Source organism: Alsobacter metallidurans (genome assembly GCF_014636935.1).
GTDB classification, from domain to species: domain Bacteria; phylum Pseudomonadota; class Alphaproteobacteria; order Rhizobiales; family Beijerinckiaceae; genus Alsobacter; species Alsobacter metallidurans.
On the sequence record NZ_BMES01000001.1, the window covers coordinates 2,010,143 to 2,032,057 of the forward strand.

Genomic DNA, 21,915 nt, shown 5'->3' on the forward strand with positions numbered 1-21,915 from the left:
GATTGGGCGCGCGCCTAAATCAGGAGCAGGTCCGCGCTGAAGTTGGCCGCGTGAAGCGTGGGGTGATCGTCGTTCACGCCCCTGATCGTCGCCACGACCTCCGCTTCGGCGTGGCCGCCGTGCTGGTCATGAACCCCAACAGTCATGTGAATCGTGAGCGTCTCGCGCAGATCAAGGAACCGGACAGCGGAATCCGCCAGGTTGAGCGACCACTGTCCGCTGCCCTCGTTGCCGTGGGCTGCGCCCTTGAACTGGATGGCGTTCTCGAACTGAGCGATTTGCGCCTTCGTGAGATGGTTGGTCAGGTCTTGCCCAGCCGCGCCGGTGAAATGGACGCTCTTGTCGATCAAGGACGTGGTGAGCGTGTCCTTGCGGTCCACGTCGTTGAACGCAAGCGCGCCTTGTTTGCGGATGGTGGTCGACTGGCCCTCATAGGCGTTCGCCGTCATTGCACCCCGGATGTTTGGAGCATCTTCGGAGCCTGCCAGCGACACGACGACGGCCTTGCTGGTCCACTTGCCGTCATCGTCAGCGATCTTGACGTTGAAAGTTTGCTTCACCACCTCGCCAGCCGAGAGCGTGTCCAGCGCGCGCTCGGTCGCCGCGTAGGTCCACTGCACCGCGCCGGCCTTGGAGCCAGATGCTTGGGTTTGGACCGATGCGTTCAGTCCACCGACATAGCTGGGTCCCGCGTTAGTGACCGAGACGTGGTGCGCGTCGCCGATATCCAAATCCGAGAAATTGAAAACGCCGGTCTTGTGGGCGTAGCTCGTTTTGCCGGAATTTGCGGCCGTTTCGGCCAGGGCGGTCGCGACCACGCCTGCCGCGACGGTAGGCGCATGGGCGTCGTCGGCCGTTGGCGCGGGTTTCGTGGGAGGCGCGGGGATTACCGGAGGGGTCGGCGCGGGTGACGCGCTGACGGCCGTGTTGTGGCTTAGAATGAAGTCCGAGAGCGACAGCGCGACCGCGCCCTTCAGGTCGATCGAGAAGTCCGCGGTGAGGTCGCCGTTGCGGTCGAGCTGAACCACCGTAGTCCCGTTCGTGGTCGACGCCCGCAACTGCCAGGCGGCGCCAGTGAAGCCCTTTGAGCCTACCCACGTCCAGTCCGAAACCTTCACGCCCGTTCCCGCAAGCGCGGCGAGGTCCAGCCGGTCCTGCCCGTGCACGAAATCCGAAACAAAGTCGCGGCCATCGTTCCAGGACGAGATCTTCACCCGGTCACGTCCCGCCCCAAGGCTGATGTAGTCGCGATCGGCGCCGCCCTGCACGACGTCGTCGCCGGCGCCGGCCTGGATTAGGTTTGAGCCTCCTCCGCCGAGGATGCGGTCTGCGATGCCTGTCCCGTTCAGCGTCTGCCCGGCCGTGGTGGCCCACAAATTGTTCAGGAGCGACGAAGCCGGATCGGCCGCCGCCGAGGATGCGCCCGCGTGCTGCAGCGGTCCGCTTGCATAATGATTGCCGGCGTAGACCAGGTCCGCAGGGCGATCCTGCGAGTACAGGTTACCGAAGCTGCCAAAGTCCACAACGTTGTCATAGACCTTGACCTTCGTGACGGAGCCGATCTGGGCCGCCGTATGCGTCAACGTTGCGCCGTCGGTCACCAGCACGGTGTACCCGCCGCCTAGCATGATGTTGCGCGTCACCGTCACGTTGGAGACGTCGCCACCTTCGCCGGTCACCCGCAGGGCGTTGTTGGCGCCGGACGTGCGCCAGTCGATGATGTTGTCCTGGATGACGATGGGGCCAAGCGTCTTTGCGATGTAGATGGCGTCTGAATGGGCGGTGGAGTGATAGGCTCCCCCGGCGATGTAGTTGCCCGCGATCTTGCCGCTGACGATGCTCAACCCGTCCTCTGGCGCATTCAGGAACGCGCAGTTGGTGATTGTCGTGTTAAGCCCGCGCGAGCTGACGAAATCGGTGTAGGCGCGGTTGAGCTTCAGCCCATCGAACGTGCAGTGATCGACGGTGAGGTTGTCCGACCCTGGAAATGCGTTGATCCCGTAGGCGCCTACGCGCGCATCGAAATAGCAGTTCTTGAACACGACGTTGTCGGCTTGAACGTTGAGCTGAACGCCGGAGAAATTGACGCCGTCGAATACGGCCCCGTTTTTTGTGATCGCCAGCGTGTTGATGCCCTTCGCGTAGTAAACGCCGTCGGCGGCATCAAGAGCCTTGAAAGACTTCATCGCGTTCGGCGCGGTGGTCGCGCCCACATTTCCGGTGACGGCGGGCAGGGATGACATGCCATTGTTGTTCGCGATTGAAGTCAGTTCGGCAGTAGCTTTCATTACAACGTTTCCCCCATCCAAATTCAGCAGGCATAGATCAGATACATTCGCGATCGTTGGTGATTCGCTTCATGGTCGTATGGCTATGGTTAACAGAGTATGTGGTCAAATTGCGGTGACTAAGCTTGCGCAAATCTCGGGCGATCTAATCATCGGGGGAGGATATACAAGGATGCGCCAAGCTATTGTTCCGACAGCGCTAATGTGTCTGGAGAGAAGCGGGTATACGTAGAAACCCAGATCTGTCGAAAGAGGCGTTCCGTCGAACGCGATTAGACATCGATCAACCATCTCGGTGAGCCCGAGCATCGACCTCAATGGCGTGTTTCAGGGCAAGGATCTTCGTTCAACGAGGTGGGCTGCATACCTATCGGCCGGCGCAATGCGACAGTCCGCAAGGAGCGCAGCCCCGGCCCCGCAACGCCGAGGCCGCTCGTCGCCTGACGGTGCAGGCGCGTAGCGCGTTACAGGCTCAGGCGTTTGAACAGACGCTCTGGAATGCTCCGGATGATCCACATTATCAAACGCCAGACCGAGCGCACGTAGACGACGTCACTGCCTTTCGTCACGGCGCGCCAGGTTGCGTCCGCGACTTCCTGCGGAGCCGCCGTGAGGGCAGGTGGCAGCTTCATGCCTGCTGTCATCCGGGTCGCCACGAAACCGGGCTTTATCGTCACGACTTGGATATTCTGGGCGGCCAGGCGGTTTCGCAGTCCGGACAGGAAAGCCGTGAATCCCGCCTTTGCGGAGCCATAGACAAAGTTGGAGCGGCGGCCGCGGTCCCCGGCCACGGAGCTGATCCCCACAATGGCGCCGGACCCGCGCGCCTCCATGCGCCGCGCCACTTCCAGCAGGTAGCAGGCCGGCCCCGTATAGTTGGTGGCCATCACGCGCATCGCCGCGTCCTGGTCGACCTCGTTGACCGCCTGGTCCCCCAGTAGTCCCGCCACCATCACCACCACGTCCGGCAATTCAGGCAAGCTGTCGAAGAATCGCGTCGCGCCGCCGTCGATCACGTCGAACTCGATCGCACTGGCCGCCACTTGATAGCGCGCCGAGATATCGGCGACATCGACGTTAAGGTCAGCGGCCCGGCGCGCCGCCAGCACGATTGGCCGCCCATGGCCCGCAAATGTGTGCGCGATCGCGCGACCGATATCGGATCGCGCGCCGAGGATGAGAACGGATTGATTGGTCACCATCAAAGCCCCAGGCGATCGGAAAGCGCCGACCGAAACCGCGTCGTGAAGCCATACTGCTCGCGCACCGCGCGGAACCGGTCGAGCCTCGGATAGCTCGCCTCCAACATGGCGCGGCGCATGCGTGCATCCTTGGTGAGATAGAGGCGCCCACCTGCCTCCAGCGTGATGTCGTCGAGCCTGTCCAGCAGGCCGAAGGTCCGATCCGTCGCCGGAAAGTCCAACGCGAGGGTGTAGCCCTCAAGGGGAAAAGACAGGAGACCAAACGATTCGCGGCCAAGCCGTTTGAGGACTGCCAGGAATGATGGGTCTCCAGCCCTGGCGATCTCTGTCAGCAGCGCCGCAAGGCCGTCCCGGCTCGTCGCCAGCGGCAACACGCATTGGTATTGAACGAAGCCGCGTTGGCCGTAGATCCTGTTCCAGTCCTGGATGGCGTCCAGCGGGTAGAAGTACGGCTCGAGATCGACCAGCCTCCGGCCGGGAGCCTGCCGCTTGTAGTAGAGCTTGTTGAATGCCGACACCGACGCACGGTTCAGTGCGAAGCCAGGAAAGTCGAGCGGAATACGTCTCTTATTCGGAGTCCGTCTGCTGAAGGGCGCGCTGCGAGCGTCCGAGTCGAAATCATCGGGGCTGGCGTGATCGCCGAAAATAACGGCGGAGCGCCCGAGTTCCGCCCCCGTCGCAAGGCAGTCGATCCAGGCCACCGAGTAGGTTCGCTCCGAGCCGGCCTCGAACAGGTCCATGGCGGCTGCGAGGTTCGGAGCGCGCTGCGTCTCCTGCATGATCCTTGCGCTGCGCACGGGGATCATCCGGAAGGTCGCCTCCAGGATGACGCCGGTCAGGCCCATGCCGCCGCAAGTTGCCTCGAAAAGGTCGACGTTCTCCGTGCGCGAGCAGGTCGCGACCGAACCGTCCCCAAGCGCCAGGCGAAAGCTGATCACGTGGTCGCCGAACGAGCCGGCCAGGTGATGGTTCTTGCCGTGCACGTCCGACGCGATCATGCCGCCGATGGTGACGAACTTCGTGCCGGGCGTGACCGGAGGAAACCAGCCTCGCGGCGTCCACAGCCGGATGACGTCGCTGAGAAGCACGCCGGCCTCGCAGGTCATCACGCCTGACGCGGCGTCGAAGGCGGTCACATGGTCCAGCCGCCGCATGTCCAGCGTTAAGCCTGGGCCGAAACTGGCGTCGCCGTAGGAGCGAGCCGCCCCGCGCGCAATCACGGGTGTGTCGCCGGTCCGGTCCACAGACGCGTCGCGTACTGTCGACGGCTGCTCAACTGCGCCCGGAAGGCGTGGAAACCGGCCCCACCCCTGCAGAATCTTTGTTTCGCCACGATGGCGGGGATCTGTGCGCAGAGTCAAATTGAGATCGCCAGAACGGCCAGGACGCAACAGCCGGTCAGAAGGCTGTTTCTATCGGTGAGCGCGAACACGACCGGGTCGTCGTGCATCTCGTCACGGTTCGAGAGGATCAAGACACGGCTGATCCAATAGATCAACAACGGGCACACCAGCCAGAGCCGGTCTGGATGGCTGTAGAGCCCGCGCATTTCCGGGCTGGACAGATACAAAGAGAAAACCAGCACGGACCCGTAGCCAGCGGCCGCCGCGCAGGGAAATAAAACCCGGAGATCACGCACCTGATAGCCACGGCCAATCAGCCGTCCATGTGCTTCGCGCTTGTTGGCGGTGAGCTCGGAGCACCGTTTCACGATGGCGAGGCTCGAGAACAGGAAAAGCGAGAACATCAGCAGCCAAGGCGATTGCGCCAGTCCAAGCGCCGTCATGCCGCCGAGCACGCGAAGGGCGTAGAGACCCCCCAGCGCCACCACGTCGATCACCAGCTTCCGTTTCAGTAATAAGGAATAGCCAAGCGTGGTGATGACATACAGCAGCAAAATAAACCGGAATTTCCAGGGCAGGGCGGTCGCAAGCGCGAATGCGCCGCATCCCAAGGCGACTGCCGCCACGATGCCGTGCATGATTGGCGTCGAGCCGGACGCGAACGGCCTGTAACGCTTGCGGGAATGGGCGCGGTCGCCGGGCAGGTCCAGCAGATCGTTGATGAGGTAGGCGCTGGAAGCCGCCATTGAAAAGCAGATGAACGCCAGCACCGACGCGAAAATGGCCGACGCCGTGAAATGATGGCCGGCGAGAAGGGCGACGAACACCAGCGAGTTCTTGGCCCACTGATGCGGCCTGAGCGCCCGCGCCATATCGGCCAGGGAGGCCGTCGGCCGCGCGATGACTTGCGCGTCCGGAAAAGCGCTCATCAGCTTCGCCTCGAAACCCCTCTTATGCGAGACCGCCAGCACGCGGCGGCTGGCCTGCCAGACGGGAAAATCGACCTTGGCATCTCCAACATAGTCGAAACCGCCTCGGCCGAATTCTGCGATTAGGCGTTCCGCCTTGGCGTCGCCTGCGAGGTTCACGGTCGATTCCGTTGCGAATACGCCCGTCACGCCGCCGATCCTGTCCGCCAGCGCCTCGACCATCGAACGCTCCGACGCAGAGGCCAGATAGACACGCCGTCCAGCCGACTGCGCTTCCCTGATCAGGGTCAGCGTCTCGTCCCGTATCGGAATTGAGGCGACGACCGGGTCCGCGACCTTGGCGAGTTCGGTCTTCAAGCCCGATTTGCCCTGAGTTCTCAGCCAGACCGGCAGCTTCCAGATCTGGTAGGGGTAGCGGGCCACGAACTGCAGCGCGGATTCGTGAAGGATGTCGGATTTGATGAGCGTCCCATCAACATCCACGACCAACGGCACGTCGGCGACAGTCGCGCCAGCATTTGCGCCAAGTTGGCGGTCGTATTGTCGGTCTGTAATGCTTCCTGCCAAGCCCAACCCTCGCCGAACGTCCATCACGTGATGCGTGTCGCCATCTCCCGACCCAGTCGAACGCTCTCGGAAATTCCGCGATCTTCCGGATAGTAAAAGCAGGTATCTGCTATCTGTAGCCCGCGGATCGGTGTGACGACCGGTGGTATTTTCTTGGCGAAGTCTGGCTCGCAGATAGGTTGAGCGTAAGATAGCCGCGCGACGTAGGTCGAAAGGATATGATTTCGCGTCAGCGCAGGATTGATTTTCTGGATTGCCGCGAACGCTTCATCCAGCAGAGCCTCATCCGTCCAGGCAAATTTCGGGTTGGATGTCGGCATGTAGTAGGGCACGTAGACGACGGTCTCGCCGCCGACGGGCCGGAGATTGGAAAATTCGATCAATCCCGGGATGGCGCAGTCCTTGTCGGAGATGTTGACCCAGAAATGGGGCGACACCGACCGCGACAGTTTGAACACGAGGCAGCACACGCCGATGTTCTTGATGGCGTCGTAGCGTGCGCGCCAGTCGGCCGGCAGGTCGGGCGCCAGCCGCGAGACGAAGGGCGTCGGCGTTGTGCAGATGACCGCGTCGGCGTCGATGGTCTCTCCGCCGCGAAGCTGAACGCCCACGACTTGGCCGTTTTCCTGCAAGATGCGTTCGGCGGTAGAGGCGAGGCGGATCTCGCCTCCATTCCGGCGGATAGCATCGCTCAGCGCATTGACCAGCGTCTGACTGCCGCCCTCTAGATAGCCAAGCTCCTCTTGGAAAAGCGAGCGGCGGGAGCGTCCAATTCGCTTCACGCGGGTCCAGATCCAGGCCGCCGAAATGTTGTCCGCGTATTCGTAGAACTTGAGATCGAACAACGGCTTCCAGAGCTTGTCGTACACTTCCCGTCCGCACCAGCGGGTGATCCAGGACTTCGCCGTTTCACCCTCGATAGCGTCCCAGCGTCGGCGGCGCGTCGACACGAACGCAAACAGCCCGTAACGAAGGCGCGACAAAAGGCTGATCTCGTTGAAGCGGAGCAGTGCGATGGGATCGCCCCACTTGTGGAGGCGGCCATTGATCCAGTAGCCCATCGAGGTTCCGCGCCACCGCAACGCTCCGTCGATGCCTAGCTCTTTCAACAAGTCGAAAGTCGCTTGGTCGCTTTTGCAAATGAAATGATAGAACCTCTCGATGGACAGGCCGTCCAAATCAAAATGAGCGGCCATTCCGCCCGTTTCGGGAGCAGCCTCGATCAATATGACCTGGCGTCCACTTTGGGCGGCCTGATAGGCGGCGGCCAAGCCCATGGCGCCGGCTCCGATCACGACAATACGCGTCAAAAAATCAAATCTCCGTTGCGATTAGTGGCGCCTCTAGCACACCATAGGTTGTTCCTCTATACACCCATCTGGTGGATCCGAGTGGGGGGCGCATGCCCGATCTCCAAGAAAAACTGATCAATTTCAACGAGTTTTTACGGTTTGTTGTCACCGGAGTGACGGCGACTGTCGGCAACCTCGCGGCTGTCTTCTTGTCCCGGGATCATGCGCCATTCGGCGTGTCCCTGCTGTGCGGTTTAGCGGCGGGCTTCTCCATTTCATTCCTGCTCACCAAGATCTTCGCCTTCCGTTCGCATGCCTGGGACCGCGCGCCCGGCGAACTCGGCCGATTCTTGCTCGTCTATGCCTTGGGATCCGCGGTGTACTGGGTCGTCGCCTTCGTCCTCGGCAGGTACGCGCTCACCCCCTACCTCCCCCTGCATATGGCTGAACTGGCGGGCGCCTTTGTTGGAGCGGGTCTCATGACGTTCACGAGCTATTTCGGGCACCGGTTCTTCACCTACCGGACGTTTCGGCCGACGGAGGCGCCGCGCATAAGCAGCGCTTCTGACGTTTAGAGCGCGCCGCGATGGCCCTGAAGCGCTGGCTGACATTCGCACCAGCCGCACTGTGCGGCGGCCTTACGTTCGCGTTTCTGCTTGCCACGATGCCGCGCGATCTAAACGTGTTCGACGAAGGCATCGTGCTCACGAACGCCATGCGCATGGCTGCCGGCGAACTCGTACACCGCGACTTCTACTCCAGCTATGGGCCCGCGCAGTACGCCATTGTGGCGGCGGTCCTCGGCCTGTTCGACGGCTCGTTTATCGCTGAGCGGATTTATGATCTTGCCGTCAAGGCGGCGATCTGCACGGCCGTGTTCAGCATCGGGCTGCGCGTCTGCCGGCTGTGGGTGGCGGGGCTCGCCAGCGCGGTCTGCGCCATTATGCTCGCCGGGTCCAACTCATTCCTCTACCCGGTCTTCCCTTGCATCCTGCTGGCTCTGGCGGCCACGTCCTTGTTGGCGCGTCCAGCCATCGGGCAGGTTGGCCCCCTTTGGCCAAGCTTCGGCGCTGGCCTGTGCGCCGGGTTTGCGGCCTTGTTCCGCTATGACGCGGGCTTTTTCCTGCTAGCCGCCAACGGCGTCGGCGTCGCGGTTGTAGCCGTTCTGTCGGACCCATGGCCGGCGGCCCTGCGCCGCACGCTCGCGATCGGCCTTGCTTATGCGGTTGGAGCAGCCGTCGTCTTCCTCCCGGCCGCCGTCGCATTTCTGTCCGCGTCGCCGTTGCACCCCTTTGTGCACGACATTTTCGAATACACGTTGCGCTACTACGGCCCGATGCGGGGATTGCCGTTTCCGGCGCCCTGGCGCTCGTTTGCGCCGGCCGTATACCTGCCCGTCGTGGCGGCCGCGCTCGCCGCCTTCGAGGTCTGGCGAATGAGCCAGCGGGAGAAGGCGAGCGCGCGCGCGGGGTGGTCCGCGCTCGCCCGCGCGCACCTCGTGCTCTTCGGCGCGTGCGCGCTGTTCCTATTTACGAAGGGCGTTGTGCGCGTGCAGCCGGTGCACATGCTCCTGGGCGGCGTGCCCGGACTCGTCGCGCTCGCGGTCGTGATGGACCAGTGGGCGCGCGCCCACTCGCCCGCCCGCGCGTACGTGCTGGCGCTCTTCGTGGTGACGGCCGGGGTCGGGAGCACCTACTACGAGTTCGGCGTGAGCCTGAGCGACCGGCCGCGGACGCTGGCGGGCTGGCTCGCCCAGGGCGCGCCCACCGGCGCATGCGAAGGCGTCGCGCGCCTGAAGCCTGCATATGCTCGGGTTGCAACCACCCTGGCTCGGCGCACGCGCGCGGACGAAAAAATCCTCGTCGCCCTCCACCGCAACGACCGGATCCTGGTGAACGCGATGGTGCTCTATGCTGTCGCGCGGCGGCTTCCGGCGACGCACTGGGCCCAGTTCGATCCGGGCCTGCAGAACCGGGCGGACATCCAAGCTCAAATGATCGACGAACTCCGCCGCGGCCACGTGCGCTTCGTGGTTCGGGACGCCAGTTTCGACAGCATCCGCGAGCCGAACGGCAGCGCGCAAAGCAGCGGCGTCACGGCATTGGACGACTTCCTGACCGCCGAATATCACGCTTATGCTCGCGCCGGCGATGTCGAGATCTGGATTGCGAACACGGCCGAAACACCCCCAGGGCGGTTTGATGCATGCGAGGCGGAGCTTGTGCAATCCTAGTGAGGGGTCCCCGGCGGCAGCCGGTATGTGCGGCAGACGTTGTCGTGGACGCGGATATTAGAGGATGGCCGCCCTTCCTTCGATTTGTCGACGCTGATCCACGGCGTGAGCTTCGGGTTCGAGTTGGGCGAAAGCGCCACGGTATTGCCGGCGATCTCAATCCCGTCCACGCCGAACCACGTAATTCCGTGCCAGGCATTGACGACGACCTTATTGCGCAGAACCCGCACATCACGCCAGCGCCCGTCAAACGCCGTAATGCCCTGCAGGTAGTCCCCAGCCGCCCCCGTCATGTCGACGGTGTTGTTCTCGATCAAGATTCCGGTATGAACGCCATCGTTTGCCTTGGGGTAGCCCTGCATCCCATCCGCGTGAAGCTGCTCACGCGCCGTGTGTCGCCCTTGGCGAATCACGTTCCGGGAGATCACCAGCCCATCCGCCCCGAACTGGATGGCGTCGTTGCCGAAATGCTCGATGACGTTGTCGATCGCCCGACCACCGGGGCCGGATAGCGAAAGCGCGTTTCGCACGTTGAAGATTCGGGAGTTCAGCAACGCGCAACCGGAGCCGCGCATCATCAACGCTACGTTAAAGGGCTTCAGTACCCAGTCGTCCGGCGACCATCCGGAGATGTCGTCGACCGTCGCGAAGCTGCAACTCTGGAAGATGATGTCGGCGCTCGTCGGCGAGACGTCCACCAGTCGGTTGACGCTTTTCTCGTCAGCAGCCGGATCCACCCCCCGAAAGCTGATGGATTGGAACAACCATTTCTTGGCCCCGGCAAGGACCGTCTTTCCGACGATCGCGCCGGGCTCACCCAAGACCGAAACAACCGCCTCGTTGGCGCGCGTGATCACGGGCGCCCCGTGGAAGCCGGCCGCGAGATGAATGACGTCACCAGGTCCAAGGCTGGCGTTGAGCCGCCCCATTTGGTTTGCCAGGGTTTGACCCTGTGCAGGGTCGAGCTTGTGTGTCTGAGCCATCGGGCCGATGTTTCACCATGGGCGTCGTCTACGCAACGCTGGATTGCAGCTGGTGCTGCGGAAGGGCGACCACGGGATGCCGTTCGGCGCTCGCGATCCGAAATCGGACGCAATTCGGCCCCGGACCTTCGCTATCGCTGGGTGCTTCGCTTATCACGCTCCTCCGACGTGCTCAGTCTCCCAAGCCTCGTTGCCTCGCCGCTGGCCAATGACCATCAACCTTTTCTCTTGCCGCCGCCCTCTTGCGACTGGTTTGAGACCAAGCCAGAACGCGAAAAGGGCAACAGGTTTGAGGAGCCGCGAGTTTAACGATTTTCGGGCAGGATAAGCCGATATCGGAGCCATGAGAACAGCCGGCGCCTTATAACACCTCGCCGCGGTCCAAGGACCGCCGGCATGAGTCTATGAGAGGTCTTTGAATTGGCATCGACACCACGTGTCAGCGTGATCGTTCCGCATTATCGAGATATTTCGGGCCTCGACCGGTGTCTCGAAGCGCTGTCTCGTCAAACATGGCGTGATCCCTTCGAGATTATCGTCGCCGACAACAATTCCCCCGAGGGTGAGGAATGGGTGCGGCAGGCGATCAGAGGCAGGGCCCAACTGGTGATCGTCCGGGAAAAGGGCGCCGGACCAGCCCGGAACGGTGGCGTGGCCGTGTCCACGGGAGACGTCCTGGCGTTCACCGACTGTGATTGTGTTCCGGAGCCTCAGTGGCTCGTCGAGGGAATCAGGGCGCTGGGTTCGGCGGACTTCGTCGGCGGCGGCGTCCGCGTTTTGGTGGATGATCCAGCACGTGTGACGGCGGTCGAGGCGTTCGAACGCGTTTTCGCATTCGACATGAAGCAGTACGCGGAAAAGTTGGGTTTTGCAGGGTCCGGAAATCTGTTCGTATCCCGCAAGGTGTTCGATGAAGTGGGCGGCTTCCGTTCGGCCGTGTCCGAAGATCGGGATTTCTCTTGGCGCGCGACCGCCAAGGGCTATAAGCTCGGGTATAGCGACCTTGCCCAGGTCGGCCATCCTGCCCGCAAAACCTGGCCCGAACTCGCCGCGAAGTGGCGTCGGGTTAATCGCGAAAGCTATGCGCTCGCCACCGACAAGGGCCAGACTTGGCAATGGGCCTTGCGCAACTTGCTCCTGATTCCGTCCATTGCGGCCCATGCGCCCAAGGTTCTGTTGAGCCGTGAGTTGGTCACTGCTCGCCAGAAGGCCGGGGCGCTGGGCGTTCTTGCGCTGTCGCGGATCTGGCGGTTTGGCGATGTCGTTCGAATTCTCACGACTGGAGAGAAGGTTGCCGCTCCAGCCGTGGAAGGCGGCTCGGTTCCCCACTAAGCGGGCAGGATACCGGTCGGCGAATTATGAGACCCGCCTTTCGAAGATATACGCGAGTGATTTAGCCTCGATCGACGTCGCAAAGGGGCATTTCGCAACGTTGTGCAAAAAAGTTGTATCGAAGCGCAGCTGAAAGGCTGTGTATCCCATGATCGATTTTTGCCTCAAATCTTCTCCTAAAAACGGGGGAGAAGTGATGTGCTGCAGACTGGGTTGATATTCAGGTTCTCGCAAAAACGCGTCACACATGCCGCTATGATCGCAGCTGCATTTTGCTGCATGGTGTATTTCGGAACCCGGATCATGGGCCGCTTGGTGGCTGACGGCAGCCCGGAAGCCTGGGAATCCATCTATCTGCGCAGCGTGTACAGCCGGACCGTAATCTCGCTCGATTTTTTCAATGACGGATTTGTGCGGCGCGGACTTGGCGGAACGATCGCGAATTCCTTGTCGAGCAATTGGCTTCATGGCGCCATTGCATTCATGGCGCTGTCCTGCGTTCTTCTGGCCATTGCAGTGAGCGTTATACTCACTCGGTTAAACTGGAGTCAGAATTTTTGGGACTGCTTGTTTCTGACGGGCGTGATTTGCGTCTCACCGCAAACGTTCAAGGGATGTGCGTTAGACTTCGCGCGAACCGACATGTTGGTAGCCAGCGGAATCGCATTCGCGTCCGCCGCAGTCATGTTTCGAAGATCTTTGCTGGCGTTGGCGATCATTCTGCTGACCTCGCTGGTACACGAAACAGCCCTGATCTTCGGAGCCCCGATCTTGGCTGTACTGCTTATCAACAGCTGCAGCGTCCGCCAGAATGCGGTTTACGATCTTGCAATCTATGCCGTACTGTTAACTGCCGGAACAGTATTAATTTTTTTGGCGCAACGATACTATTCAGCACCGAATGCAGCCTTGGTCGAGCGAATGATGAGGGCGGGCCCCGATTGGGTTGACCATTCGGCCTTAGCCTCGAAAGAGATTGCAACATACATGTTCGTGACTGGACTTAGAGGAATCAGGACAGCAGTTTGTTATAATTTACAAATTAACCAACGGTATTTTATGAATACATTCCTTGCGTTGTTGATGATTTTCGTATACATACCTATTCTGAACTTAACGTCACGGTTCACCGCCTGCTTGGGGGTCGCTTTTCTGCCTGTCTTGTTCATGATCGCCATCGCCAACGATACGGGCCGATGGCTGCAACTAGGTGTCCTTAATCTCTGGATCTATGCTTCGAGCTTACAAGCACGCGGTGTCGCAACGCCCTCACGACGCGGAGCATACATTGTTCGCTCCGGTCTCTTTATCGCCGTGATTTCGATCGGGGCGACCCGCTACGAATCAATCAACAATCTGTCTTCCTGGCTTGGCGACGCATTGGGGTTGCAACTTTCCGACCCGCTTGCACCTTGGCTCGATCGATGCGACCCAGACTGGCGGGCGGTCGTTTCCCGATAGCCTGTGTGGGCGCACAAGGCCGCCGCGTACGGATGCGTTGCCTTGGTCATGGCGGCACATCTTGATCGTAATAGGTCTAGCGGTTGCGAACTGTCCGCCAAACCTCCGGCTGCCGTACTCCCTCAAATGCGGCTCAGCAAGCGTGAGCCGGCACAAATCGCTTGCAGACAGCATGGCCTCGGCGCTGGGTTCAAACAAATCGTTCTCGTCTCTCCATTGTTTTTTGCTGCCTTTCTTGATCGTTCCTTCAGCGCCGACTGCCAGCATCGGCCGGCAGCGCCCTGGCGCCGCATGCCCGCCTCAACCCGAGTTGTCGCCTATGAACGCCAAGCCACGCCGGATTCTCGTCGTCGATGACGACGTGCTGTTCCAGAAGATCGCGCTGCGCGTCCTTGCTGATCCGGCGTCCGAGATCGTGATTGCCCAAGGTGGGGCCGAGGCGATCGGCCTTCTTGAGATCCGCACATTCGATCTCGCGATCATCGATCTCGGGATGCCGGAAGTCGGTGGCTTTGCGGTGATCCGGGCCATGAAGCAGGACACACGGCTGCGCAATATTCCCATCCTGGTCATCACCGGCAACCATTGCGGCAGCGTTGTCAGCAAGGCGGTTCAGCTTGGCGTAGGCGCCATCCTGCCGAAGCCTGTGCGCTGGCGCGCCCTGCCGTCCATGGTGGAGGAAATGCTAGATCGCCCGACATCCGCCGTATAGACCGGACGAGATGCACCGGGGCGCCGCTGTGGGACGCCGCAGCATGCTTGAATCAGGACCCATCATTGATGCCTCATCCAGCGCTGAAACCCGGGGCAACCGCAGTCGTCACGGGCGGCGCCGGCGGCATCGGTCTCGCGTCTGCTTTGCGCTTCGCGCGCGCAGGCCTGAACGTCTGTATTGTCGACGTCAATGTCGAGATGCTCGCGCAAGCCAACGCCACGCTCACGGCGGCGAACGGTGGGGGCGAGATCCTGGCCGTGCAGACCGATGTGAGCGCGCCGGAAGACCTAGCGCGGCTGCGCGCGCAGATTATGCAGCAGTTCGGCGGCGTTGACGTGCTCATGAACAACGCGGGAATCCAGCCGGGCAGCAGCCTGCTGGACGCCGGTGCGTGGGAAAGGATCTTGGCGGTCAATCTGTGGGGCGTAATCCGCGGGACGCAGATCTTCGCGCCGGAGATGATCAAGCGGGGTCGCCCGGGGCTGATCATCAACACGGGGTCTAAACAGGGGATCACCACACCGCCGGGCGATCCGGCCTATAACGTGGCAAAAGCCGGCGTTAAGGCCTTTACGGAGGCCCTGCAACACGAACTGCGCAACACTCCGGGTTGCGCAATCACGGCGCATCTGCTGATCCCAGGCTTCGTGTTCACGGGCCTCACAGCCAAGGGCCGCACCGCCAAGCCCGCCGGCGCTTGGACGCCGGAGCAGACAGCCGATTTCATGATCGCGCGGCTGAACCGAGGCGACTTCTACATCCTCTGTCCCGACAACGACGTATCGCGTGAACTCGACCAACGCCGCATCATGTGGGCGGCCGGCGATATCGTCGAAAATCGCCCTCCATTGTCTCGTTGGCATCCTGACTATGCGGCAGCCTTCGAGGACTTCGTCAAAGCTGCTCCGAGATAGCTGCCCTCAAGCGGCCCGCAAAGGCTCTGCGCCGTCGGAGGTCGCGCCCTCGATCACGGCCACGACCTCCGCGCCGTTCAGGGTCTCGCGGTCCAGCAGAGCTTGCGTCAACCGGTCCAGCGCGTCGCGGCGGTCGTCGACGATGAGACGGGCGGCCCGATAGGCCTGCTCCACCAGCGCCCGCACCTCGTCGCGCACCGATTGCGGCAGGTCGCCGTCGCGCAGCGTGACCTTGATCTTGCCGGTGGCGGCGCTCATGCCCCATTCGGTGACCATGCGGGTCGCGAGGTCGGTCGCAAACGCGATGTCGGAGGCCGCGCCGGTGGTCACCTTGTCGGGGCCGAACACCGCTTCCTCGGCGGCCCGGCCGCCCATCGCGACCACAAGGTCGGCGCGCAGCTTGTCGAGCGGCACGCAAAGCCGGTCCTTCTCGGGCAGGCGCATCACCATGCCGAGCGCGCCGCCATGCGGCACGATGGTGGCCGAATGCACCCGGTCGGCGGCCGGCAGCAGCGTGGCGCACAGCGCATGGCCGGCCTCGTGCACGGCGACGAGCTGCAGCTCGCCGGCGTCCAGCACCAGGCTGCGCCGCTCCAGCCCCATCAGCAGCTTCTTGTGCGCGCCGGCGAAATGCTCCGCCGTGATGGTGGTCGCGCCGGCGCGGGCGGCCAGAACCGCCGCTTCGTTCACGAGGTTGGACAGTTCCGCTCCCGAGAAGCCCGGCGTGCCGCGCGCAATCACGCGCAGCTCGACGTCCTCGGCCAGCGGCCGCTTGGCGCAATGCACGGCCAGGATGGCGGCGCGCCCGGCGATGTCGGGGAGCCCGACATGGACCTGACGGTCGAACCGGCCTGGACGCAGCAGAGCGGGATCGAGCACGTCGACCCGGTTGGTCGCCCCCACCACGATCACGCCGTCCGAGCCGTGGAAGCCATCCATCTCCACCAGGAGCTGGTTGAGGGTGGTGTCGTATTCACGCTCGGCGGCCGACGCGCCGGCCGCGCGCTTCTTGCCGATGGAGTCCAGCTCGTCGATGAACAGGATGCAGGGCGCCTTGCGTCGCGCCTCGCGAAACAGCCGGGCGACGCGGCTCTTGGAGACGCCCACGAGCGCGGCCGAGAAGTCGCTGCCCGAAACCGCCATGAACGACACCTCGGCCTCGCCGGCCAGCGCGCGCGCCAGCAGCGTCTTGCCGGTGCCCGGAGGTCCGACCATCAGCACGCCACGCGGGGCGCGCGCGCCGACGGTCGCGAACGAGGCGGGGTTCTTCAGGAAGCTGACGATCTCGGCCACCTCGGCCTTGGGCTCCTCCAGCCCGGCGACGTCGCTGAACCGGAAGGGCGTGGTCTTTGCGGTCGCCGGCCAGGCCAGCTTGCCGCGCAGGTCGAGCTGCAGGCCCATCACCACCACGGCGACGCCCATCAGCAGGAAAGACGCTAATCCGCCGAGCATCGCCAGGAGGTCCCAGTGGCGGCCGCTGAGGTCGACTTCGACGCCCGACGCCGCGAGCCGGTCGAGATAGGCTGCGTCCAGCAGGCCGGCGGGCAGCTTCACGACGGCGTCGCCGCCGGTGCGGCGGTACACCAGGATGGCGTCCTCCCCCACCGTTACCCGAGCGATCTCGCCGCTCGCCGCCGCCTTGGCAAAGGCCGTGTAGGACATATCCGCTGGTTGCATGCGCACCACTGGTATCGCGATCGCGGCCGTAACGGCGGCGGCCAGCACCAGGCAGAGCGCCACGAGGGCGCGACGGGACAGACGCTTCGACAGGCTTGAGATGAATCGGGTCACGGCAAGTCCAGTTGACGATGACACAGAAATGAATCGCTTTCCGGCCCGCTTGCGGCTGAACCGGCGATGCAGGCCGGAAAGGAAACACGTTGAACAGGAATGATCCAGTCCGGCTCACTACGAAGGGCGTTCGAGCTTAAGCGGAGCTTTCAGGCTGTTCTGCTTTCAGCAAGGGCACGAATGTTGGCCGTTGTACGGCCGATCCCGCAGGCCGCGAAGACGCTCGCGTGAAATCGCAGACAGCCGCAAGCCGGGGCGCGAACCGCTTCAGCCGGCGCCTCGACGTCGCCAAACGCATCCCTGTTCCGTCTGAAGCGTTCGGGCAGAGCCACGCGTTCGTGGTACGAACGGCGAAGCTTCGCGATCACAGCTTGGCGATCAAACTCGGCCGATCGGGACGGACGGCATGGCGGACAGCGGTTTTGGCGCGCTCTGGCGGGATGGCATGGACCGTCTGGGAAAGCGCGTGGGCCGTCGCACCCCGACGCCCTCCGCGGCCGGAACGGTCGCGACCTCGCGCTGGCGCCGGCTGTTTCGAAACCGCTCCGGACCGCCGCTGGCGCTTTTGGCCAGCGCCTGCCTGGTCGGGGTGGCGGCCGGCGCCTGCGTGTTCGCGGTTCATCATCTCGTGATCTGGGCGCAGCGGGCGGCGCTCGGCTTCGCGGCCGAGAACCGCGTCGCGGTGCCGGACCACACCGCGCCCTGGCGCGTCGGCGCGGCGCTGGTAGTCGGCGCCCTGCTGGTCTCGCTCGCCACCTGGCTCACGTCGCGCCTGTCCGACAGGCCGCCCTCCGACGCCGTGGAGGCGAACGCCCTGCATGGCGGCTACCTGACCTGGGAGGACGGGGTCGCGGTGGTGTTGCCCATCCTCCTGTCGGTGTCGTTCGGCGCTTCCGTGGGCGTCGAGGCCGCGGTGACGCAGACCGGCGCCGTGCTGGCTTCGGTGCTCGGCCGGCGGCTCAAGCTGCCGCGCTCGGACCTGCGGCTGCTTGTGGGCGCGGGGGCGGCGGCCGCCATCTCGGCCGCCTATCAGGCGCCTATCGCCGGCATGCTCTACGCCTTCGAGCTCGTGCTCGGCACCTACAACAAGCGCTCACTCGCCCCGGTGGCGCTGGCGGCGATCTGCGGCTTCATGGCCGTGACGGCGCTGGATGGCGGCCCGCGGCCGTTCGTGATCCGCCAGACCGCCTCGGCCGTGTGGACCGACTACCCGGTCTCGGCCGTGATCGGCATCCTGGCCGCGCTGCTCGGCATCGCCGTGATGGTGCTGGTCGGCGGCGTCGAGCGCGCCCTGGCGCGGCTGACGAAATCCGAAACGGTGCGGCGGGTTCTCGGCGCGCTCGGATTGGCGTCGCTGGCCTTTCTCGCGCCCGGCATCCTGGGCAGCGGGCACGCGGCGATCGACGAGGCCGTGAATGGCGAGATCGTCGGCCGCCTCGCGGTGGGGCTGCTCGGAGCCAAGGCGCTCGCGTCGGCGTTGAGCCTGGGCGCGGGCTTTCGCGGCGGCCTGTTCAGCGCCTCGCTGTTCATCGGCGCGCTGCTGGGGCAGGGGGTGGCGTGGCTGTCGCAGCTGCTGCCCTATGTGCCGGTCGCCAACCCCACTCTCTGCGCGCTGGTCGGCATGGCTGCGCTGGGGGCCTGCATTATCGGAAGCCCGCTCGCGATGGCGTTTCTGGTGCTGGAGAGCACCGGCAACTACGAGGCGTCCCTCGTGGTGGCGCTCGGAGCCGTCTTGTCGTCGCTCGTCACCGACCGGCTGTTTGGCTACAGCTTCGCGACATGGCGGTTCCAGCAGCGCGGCCTCGCACTGGAGGGCGGCCACGACATCAGCCGGCTCACCACGGTCAGCATCGCCGAACTGATCCGGCCGGCGAAATTCGTGCTCCCGGCCAGCGCCAGCCTGGAGCAGGTGGCCCGCGCCGTTTCCCACGCCGGCAACAAGGCCGTGGCCGTGCAGGACGACAAGGGCCGCCTGCTCGGCCTCGTCGATCCCGCGCTGGTCGAGGTCGTCGAGAACGAGCCCGACCTGCCTCTGGCGGCCGCCGACCTGATCGGCACGCCGGTGGTGCGGGTTTCGCCTACCGCGACGCTGGCCGACGTGGTGGCGATCTTCGGCCAGGACGACCGCGGCGTGCTGCCCGTCGTGGACCCGCAAAAGCCCGATCGGCTGATCGGCGCGATCCGCTCGCGCGACGTGTTTCGGCTGTCCACCTCGGTGGCCGAACAGCAGCGCCGGGAGGATCTGGGCCTCGTCGCGAGGCGCTGATCGCGTCCGTAGAAACCCAGTGCAACTTGCAGTCCGCATTTTTTTGAGGCAATGCTTCTGCGCTTCACGGCCGATTAACCATGCGCGCGCCTTATTGAGCACAGTTGAGTGACCCGCCTAGAGCTGGGCTTGTGCCAATCCACAGCGGGCTGTGCTTGAGAGAACGTAGCGTATGCGGTCCTTCTCTTCGCGTTCAAACGGCGTTGTTGCCCGGTCCAGCTCACGCCGCGGATTCAGTTCGGCGTCGGTGGTGGTTCTGTCCTGCATGACTGCGGGCGCGGCCGCCTGGGCGGTCATGACCGCGCCCGCTCCCGAAGCGCCGCTGACCATCAGCAATCGCTCGCCGGTCCGGGTGAACGGCCCGGCGTCGCCGCTGGCTTTCACCGCCAAGAATTTCGAGGATGCCTACGCGCTGGAGCCGAAAAACGGCTCGGCCGCGCCGGCGGCGTTTACCGCCAAGGCGTTCGAGATCGCCTACGCGCAGATGCAGCCCCTGATGGAGCCCGGCTTCTCGCTCGGCGTCCCGGCCAAGCCGTTGGCGCAGAGCGCGCCGATGCCGTCGACGTTCGCGTGGGGCGCGGCGGAGCCGTCGCGGGCTCCCGCCATCGTTCTGGCTTCGGTTCCTGCGCCCGCGGTTGCGGCCGCCGACGACGAAGACGAAGACGAAGACCCGGAGGATCCGGAAGCCGAGACCGTGGTCGCGAAGGCCGCGCCGCTGCCGTTGCCGCGCCCGTCCGAATTCCGGTTGCCCGTCCCCGGCGGCCCGCGCATCGCCATGGAGGCCCCGCGTCGGCGCGGCGCGCCGGCCGTCGCGCAAGCCTCCCCGACGGACGATCGTAATTTCTTCGAGAAGCTCTTCGGCTCGCAGCCCAAGCAGAACAACGGCCCGCAGCTCGCCTATGCGGCCCCGCAGGACGAACTCCTGATGCGCGGCCCGCTGCAGCGCATGGCGCCGGCCCCCAGCACGGCCACGGCCGGCACGGCCATCTACGACATCGCGTCCCGCACCGTGCACCTGCCCAGCGGCGAGAAGCTGGAGGCGCATTCGGGCCTGGGCGACCGCAAGGACGACATCCGCTACGTCCGCGAGCGGATGAAGGGCCCGACGCCGCCCCACACCTACGACCTGACGCTGCGCGAAAGCCTGTTCCACGGCGTCCAGGCGATCCGTCTCACGCCCGTGGGCGGGACGGCCGCCATCTACGGCCGCGATGGCCTCCTGGCCCACACCTTCATGCTCGGACCAGGCGGCGACTCCAACGGCTGCGTCTCGATCCGCGACTACGACCGCTTCCTGCAGGCCTTCATGCGGGGCGAGATCAAGCGCCTCGTGGTGGTCGCGAGCCTCTAAGACCGTCAACCCGCCCCAACGCGCCCCCTCTCCCTGGCACAGGGAGAGGGCTGGGGTGAGGGCGGCGTCGCCTGGCTGAACCTCCGAGATCCTCGCCCAGCGGCCCTCACCCCTGACTGGGGAAAGGGCGCGCGAGGCGCCTGCGCGCGGCTGCCGCGCGGTTTCGGCGCTCGACTGGCGCGCTCAACAGGTTAAACGGGCAAGGCCCGGTTTCGCGGGCGGCCGGCGCTCCCCCCATGCTGCAGTTCCTGGCGACGAGCTCGCCCTTTTTCGCCGTGATCGCGGTTGGCGTCTGGGCCGCCCGGCGCGGGCTGTTCGCGCCCGAGTCCGTGAAGGTGCTGAACACCTTCGCGTTCATGATCGCGACGCCCGCCATGGTGGTGCGCGTGATGGCCCGCCAGCCGATCGCGGAGCTGTGGAACCCGGCCTATATCGGCGGCCTCGCGATGGTGGCGCTGGCGTTGCTGACGCTGGGGCTGCTGGCGGCGCGCCGGGTCGCCCGGTTGCCGTTTCCGGATTCGGTGTCGCGCGCGCAGTGCCTCATTGGCGGCAACTTCGCATTCCTGGGCATTCCGCTCACGGTCGCGTTTCTGGGCGAGCGCGCCGCCGCGCCGGTGGCGATGGGGCTGATCTGCGACACCGCCCTGGTAGTGCCGCTCTGCATCGGGCTGATCGAGGCGGGGAGGGGCGTCGGCGCGCCGGGCGCCATCGCGTGGCGGCTCGCGAAGGGCACGGTGCTAAACCCGTTCATGCTGTCCATCATGGCAGGCGCGGCCCTGTCGCTGGCCGGGGTCGCACTGCCGGAGCCGGCGGATCGGTTTCTCGCCTTTCTGGGCGGCGCGGCGGCGCCGGCCGGCGTCTTTGCGCTCGGGCTGGCGCTGGCGCAGTGGGTGCGGCCGGACCTTTGGCGCGTCGTTCCGCTCGCGCTCGCCAAGCTGACGCTGCATCCGCTGGCGGTGTTCCTGGCGCTGCGCACCCTCGGGCTCGACCCGTTCTGGGTGAAGGCCGGCGTGCTCTATGCGGCCGTGCCGGTGGCCGCCAACGCCTTCGTGATCGCCGAGCGCTACGGCACGGGCGACCGCCCGGTCGCGGGCGCGATCCTGGTCTCCACCGTGCTGGCGACCCTGACGTTTCCGCTCGCCGCCTGGCTGGTTTCGGGCTGAGCGCAATCTTCGGCTGCGCCGGACCTGCCTAATCGGCAGTCAATCACCGTTATTTGCGCGAAACGGCGTGGACAAAGTTCCTGCC

At 64.4% G+C, this 21,915-nt stretch carries 17 protein-coding genes; 9 read left to right on the forward strand and 8 right to left on the reverse strand.

What is annotated here, in order from left to right:
* Positions 1-14 precede the first annotated feature (14 nt).
* The 5 genes from IEV99_RS09200 to IEV99_RS09220 all read right to left on the reverse strand — a co-directional run bounded on the left by IEV99_RS09200 (position 15) and on the right by IEV99_RS09220 (position 7,639).
* A complete protein-coding gene (locus tag IEV99_RS09200) occupies positions 15-2,243 on the reverse strand; it encodes a VCBS domain-containing protein (protein WP_188517350.1) in 2,229 nt (742 codons plus the stop codon).
* Positions 2,244-2,752: 509 nt separating this feature from the next.
* Positions 2,753-3,490: an SDR family oxidoreductase gene (locus IEV99_RS09205; protein ID WP_188517351.1), complete on the reverse strand. Its 738-nt coding sequence runs from the start codon at positions 3,488-3,490 to the stop codon at positions 2,753-2,755.
* Positions 3,490-4,734, reverse strand: coding sequence for an FAD-binding oxidoreductase (locus tag IEV99_RS09210; RefSeq protein ID WP_308469359.1), 1,245 nt, complete (start codon positions 4,732-4,734; stop codon positions 3,490-3,492). Before IEV99_RS09210 ends, IEV99_RS09205 begins: the two co-directional genes overlap by 1 nt.
* A 113-nt stretch (positions 4,735-4,847) precedes the next feature.
* Positions 4,848-6,329: a UbiA family prenyltransferase gene (locus IEV99_RS09215; RefSeq protein WP_188517352.1), complete on the reverse strand. Its 1,482-nt coding sequence runs from the start codon at positions 6,327-6,329 to the stop codon at positions 4,848-4,850.
* A 23-nt stretch (positions 6,330-6,352) separates the two neighbouring features.
* Positions 6,353-7,639: an NAD(P)/FAD-dependent oxidoreductase gene (locus IEV99_RS09220; RefSeq protein WP_188517353.1), complete on the reverse strand. Its 1,287-nt coding sequence runs from the start codon at positions 7,637-7,639 to the stop codon at positions 6,353-6,355.
* Positions 7,640-7,731: 92 nt separating this feature from the next.
* Here IEV99_RS09220 and IEV99_RS09225 point away from each other — a divergent pair, with 92 nt between their 5' ends.
* Positions 7,732-8,196 carry a GtrA family protein gene (locus IEV99_RS09225; protein ID WP_188517354.1) on the forward strand — a complete coding sequence of 155 codons (465 nt, stop codon included), beginning with the start codon at positions 7,732-7,734 and terminating at the stop codon, positions 8,194-8,196.
* Positions 8,197-8,207: 11 nt separating this feature from the next.
* Complete coding sequence (locus IEV99_RS09230; RefSeq protein WP_188517355.1) at positions 8,208-9,854, forward strand: hypothetical protein; 1,647 nt, start codon at positions 8,208-8,210, stop codon at positions 9,852-9,854.
* On the opposite strand, the gene IEV99_RS09235 is transcribed toward IEV99_RS09230, so the two are convergent.
* Positions 9,851-10,837, reverse strand: coding sequence for a right-handed parallel beta-helix repeat-containing protein (locus tag IEV99_RS09235; RefSeq protein ID WP_188517356.1), 987 nt, complete (start codon positions 10,835-10,837; stop codon positions 9,851-9,853). The two genes, IEV99_RS09230 and IEV99_RS09235, sit on opposite strands and share 4 nt — an antisense overlap.
* A gap of 420 nt (positions 10,838-11,257) precedes the next feature.
* Between IEV99_RS09235 and IEV99_RS09240 the strand changes: the two genes are divergently transcribed.
* The 4 genes from IEV99_RS09240 to IEV99_RS09255 all read left to right on the forward strand — a co-directional run bounded on the left by IEV99_RS09240 (position 11,258) and on the right by IEV99_RS09255 (position 15,259).
* On the forward strand, positions 11,258-12,169 hold the full coding sequence (locus tag IEV99_RS09240; protein ID WP_210318634.1) for a glycosyltransferase family 2 protein: 912 nt from the start codon (positions 11,258-11,260) through the stop codon (positions 12,167-12,169).
* A gap of 198 nt (positions 12,170-12,367) precedes the next feature.
* Positions 12,368-13,630 carry a hypothetical protein gene (locus IEV99_RS09245; RefSeq protein ID WP_188517358.1) on the forward strand — a complete coding sequence of 421 codons (1,263 nt, stop codon included), beginning with the start codon at positions 12,368-12,370 and terminating at the stop codon, positions 13,628-13,630.
* A gap of 319 nt (positions 13,631-13,949) precedes the next feature.
* On the forward strand, positions 13,950-14,342 hold the full coding sequence (locus IEV99_RS09250; RefSeq protein ID WP_188517359.1) for a response regulator: 393 nt from the start codon (positions 13,950-13,952) through the stop codon (positions 14,340-14,342).
* A 68-nt stretch (positions 14,343-14,410) separates the two neighbouring features.
* Positions 14,411-15,259: an SDR family NAD(P)-dependent oxidoreductase gene (locus IEV99_RS09255; RefSeq protein WP_188517360.1), complete on the forward strand. Its 849-nt coding sequence runs from the start codon at positions 14,411-14,413 to the stop codon at positions 15,257-15,259.
* Between the two features lie 6 nt (positions 15,260-15,265).
* On the opposite strand, the gene IEV99_RS09260 is transcribed toward IEV99_RS09255, so the two are convergent.
* The gene (locus IEV99_RS09260; protein WP_188517361.1) at positions 15,266-17,050 is read right to left on the reverse strand and encodes an ATP-dependent metallopeptidase FtsH/Yme1/Tma family protein; all 1,785 of its coding nucleotides are present in this window, start codon (positions 17,048-17,050) and stop codon (positions 15,266-15,268) included.
* 406 nt (positions 17,051-17,456) lie between these two features.
* Here IEV99_RS09260 and IEV99_RS09265 point away from each other — a divergent pair, with 406 nt between their 5' ends.
* Positions 17,457-19,316 carry a chloride channel protein gene (locus IEV99_RS09265; RefSeq protein ID WP_194483068.1) on the forward strand — a complete coding sequence of 620 codons (1,860 nt, stop codon included), beginning with the start codon at positions 17,457-17,459 and terminating at the stop codon, positions 19,314-19,316.
* Positions 19,317-19,433: 117 nt separating this feature from the next.
* Here IEV99_RS09265 and IEV99_RS09270 read toward each other — a convergent pair whose 3' ends face one another.
* Positions 19,434-19,613 carry a hypothetical protein gene (locus IEV99_RS09270; RefSeq protein WP_188517363.1) on the reverse strand — a complete coding sequence of 60 codons (180 nt, stop codon included), beginning with the start codon at positions 19,611-19,613 and terminating at the stop codon, positions 19,434-19,436.
* On the opposite strand from IEV99_RS09270, the gene IEV99_RS09275 reads away from it, so the two are divergent.
* On the forward strand, positions 19,612-20,667 hold the full coding sequence (locus IEV99_RS09275; RefSeq protein WP_244643701.1) for a DUF2778 domain-containing protein: 1,056 nt from the start codon (positions 19,612-19,614) through the stop codon (positions 20,665-20,667). The genes IEV99_RS09270 and IEV99_RS09275 overlap by 2 nt on opposite strands.
* A 236-nt stretch (positions 20,668-20,903) precedes the next feature.
* Positions 20,904-21,830, forward strand: a complete 927-nt coding sequence (locus tag IEV99_RS09280) for an AEC family transporter (RefSeq protein WP_188517364.1) — start codon at positions 20,904-20,906, stop codon at positions 21,828-21,830.
* The last annotated feature ends 85 nt before the right edge of the window (positions 21,831-21,915 follow it).

What these genes read in the sequence shown, in the direction of transcription:
- IEV99_RS09200 (WP_188517350.1), bottom strand. Translation starts at nt 2,243, where the DNA reads ATGTCATCCCTGCCCGCCGTCACCGGAAATGTGGGCGCGACCACCGCG.
- IEV99_RS09205 (WP_188517351.1), bottom strand. Translation starts at nt 3,490, where the DNA reads ATGGTGACCAATCAATCCGTTCTCATCCTCGGCGCGCGATCCGATATC.
- IEV99_RS09225 (WP_188517354.1), top strand. Translation starts at nt 7,732, where the DNA reads ATGCCCGATCTCCAAGAAAAACTGATCAATTTCAACGAGTTTTTACGG.
- IEV99_RS09230 (WP_188517355.1), top strand. Translation starts at nt 8,208, where the DNA reads ATGGCCCTGAAGCGCTGGCTGACATTCGCACCAGCCGCACTGTGCGGC.
- IEV99_RS09235 (WP_188517356.1), bottom strand. Translation starts at nt 10,837, where the DNA reads ATGGCTCAGACACACAAGCTCGACCCTGCACAGGGTCAAACCCTGGCA.
- IEV99_RS09250 (WP_188517359.1), top strand. Translation starts at nt 13,950, where the DNA reads ATGAACGCCAAGCCACGCCGGATTCTCGTCGTCGATGACGACGTGCTG.
- IEV99_RS09255 (WP_188517360.1), top strand. Translation starts at nt 14,411, where the DNA reads ATGCCTCATCCAGCGCTGAAACCCGGGGCAACCGCAGTCGTCACGGGC.
- IEV99_RS09265 (WP_194483068.1), top strand. Translation starts at nt 17,457, where the DNA reads ATGGCGGACAGCGGTTTTGGCGCGCTCTGGCGGGATGGCATGGACCGT.
- IEV99_RS09275 (WP_244643701.1), top strand. Translation starts at nt 19,612, where the DNA reads ATGACCGCGCCCGCTCCCGAAGCGCCGCTGACCATCAGCAATCGCTCG.
- IEV99_RS09270 (WP_188517363.1), bottom strand. Translation starts at nt 19,613, where the DNA reads ATGACCGCCCAGGCGGCCGCGCCCGCAGTCATGCAGGACAGAACCACC.
- IEV99_RS09280 (WP_188517364.1), top strand. Translation starts at nt 20,904, where the DNA reads ATGCTGCAGTTCCTGGCGACGAGCTCGCCCTTTTTCGCCGTGATCGCG.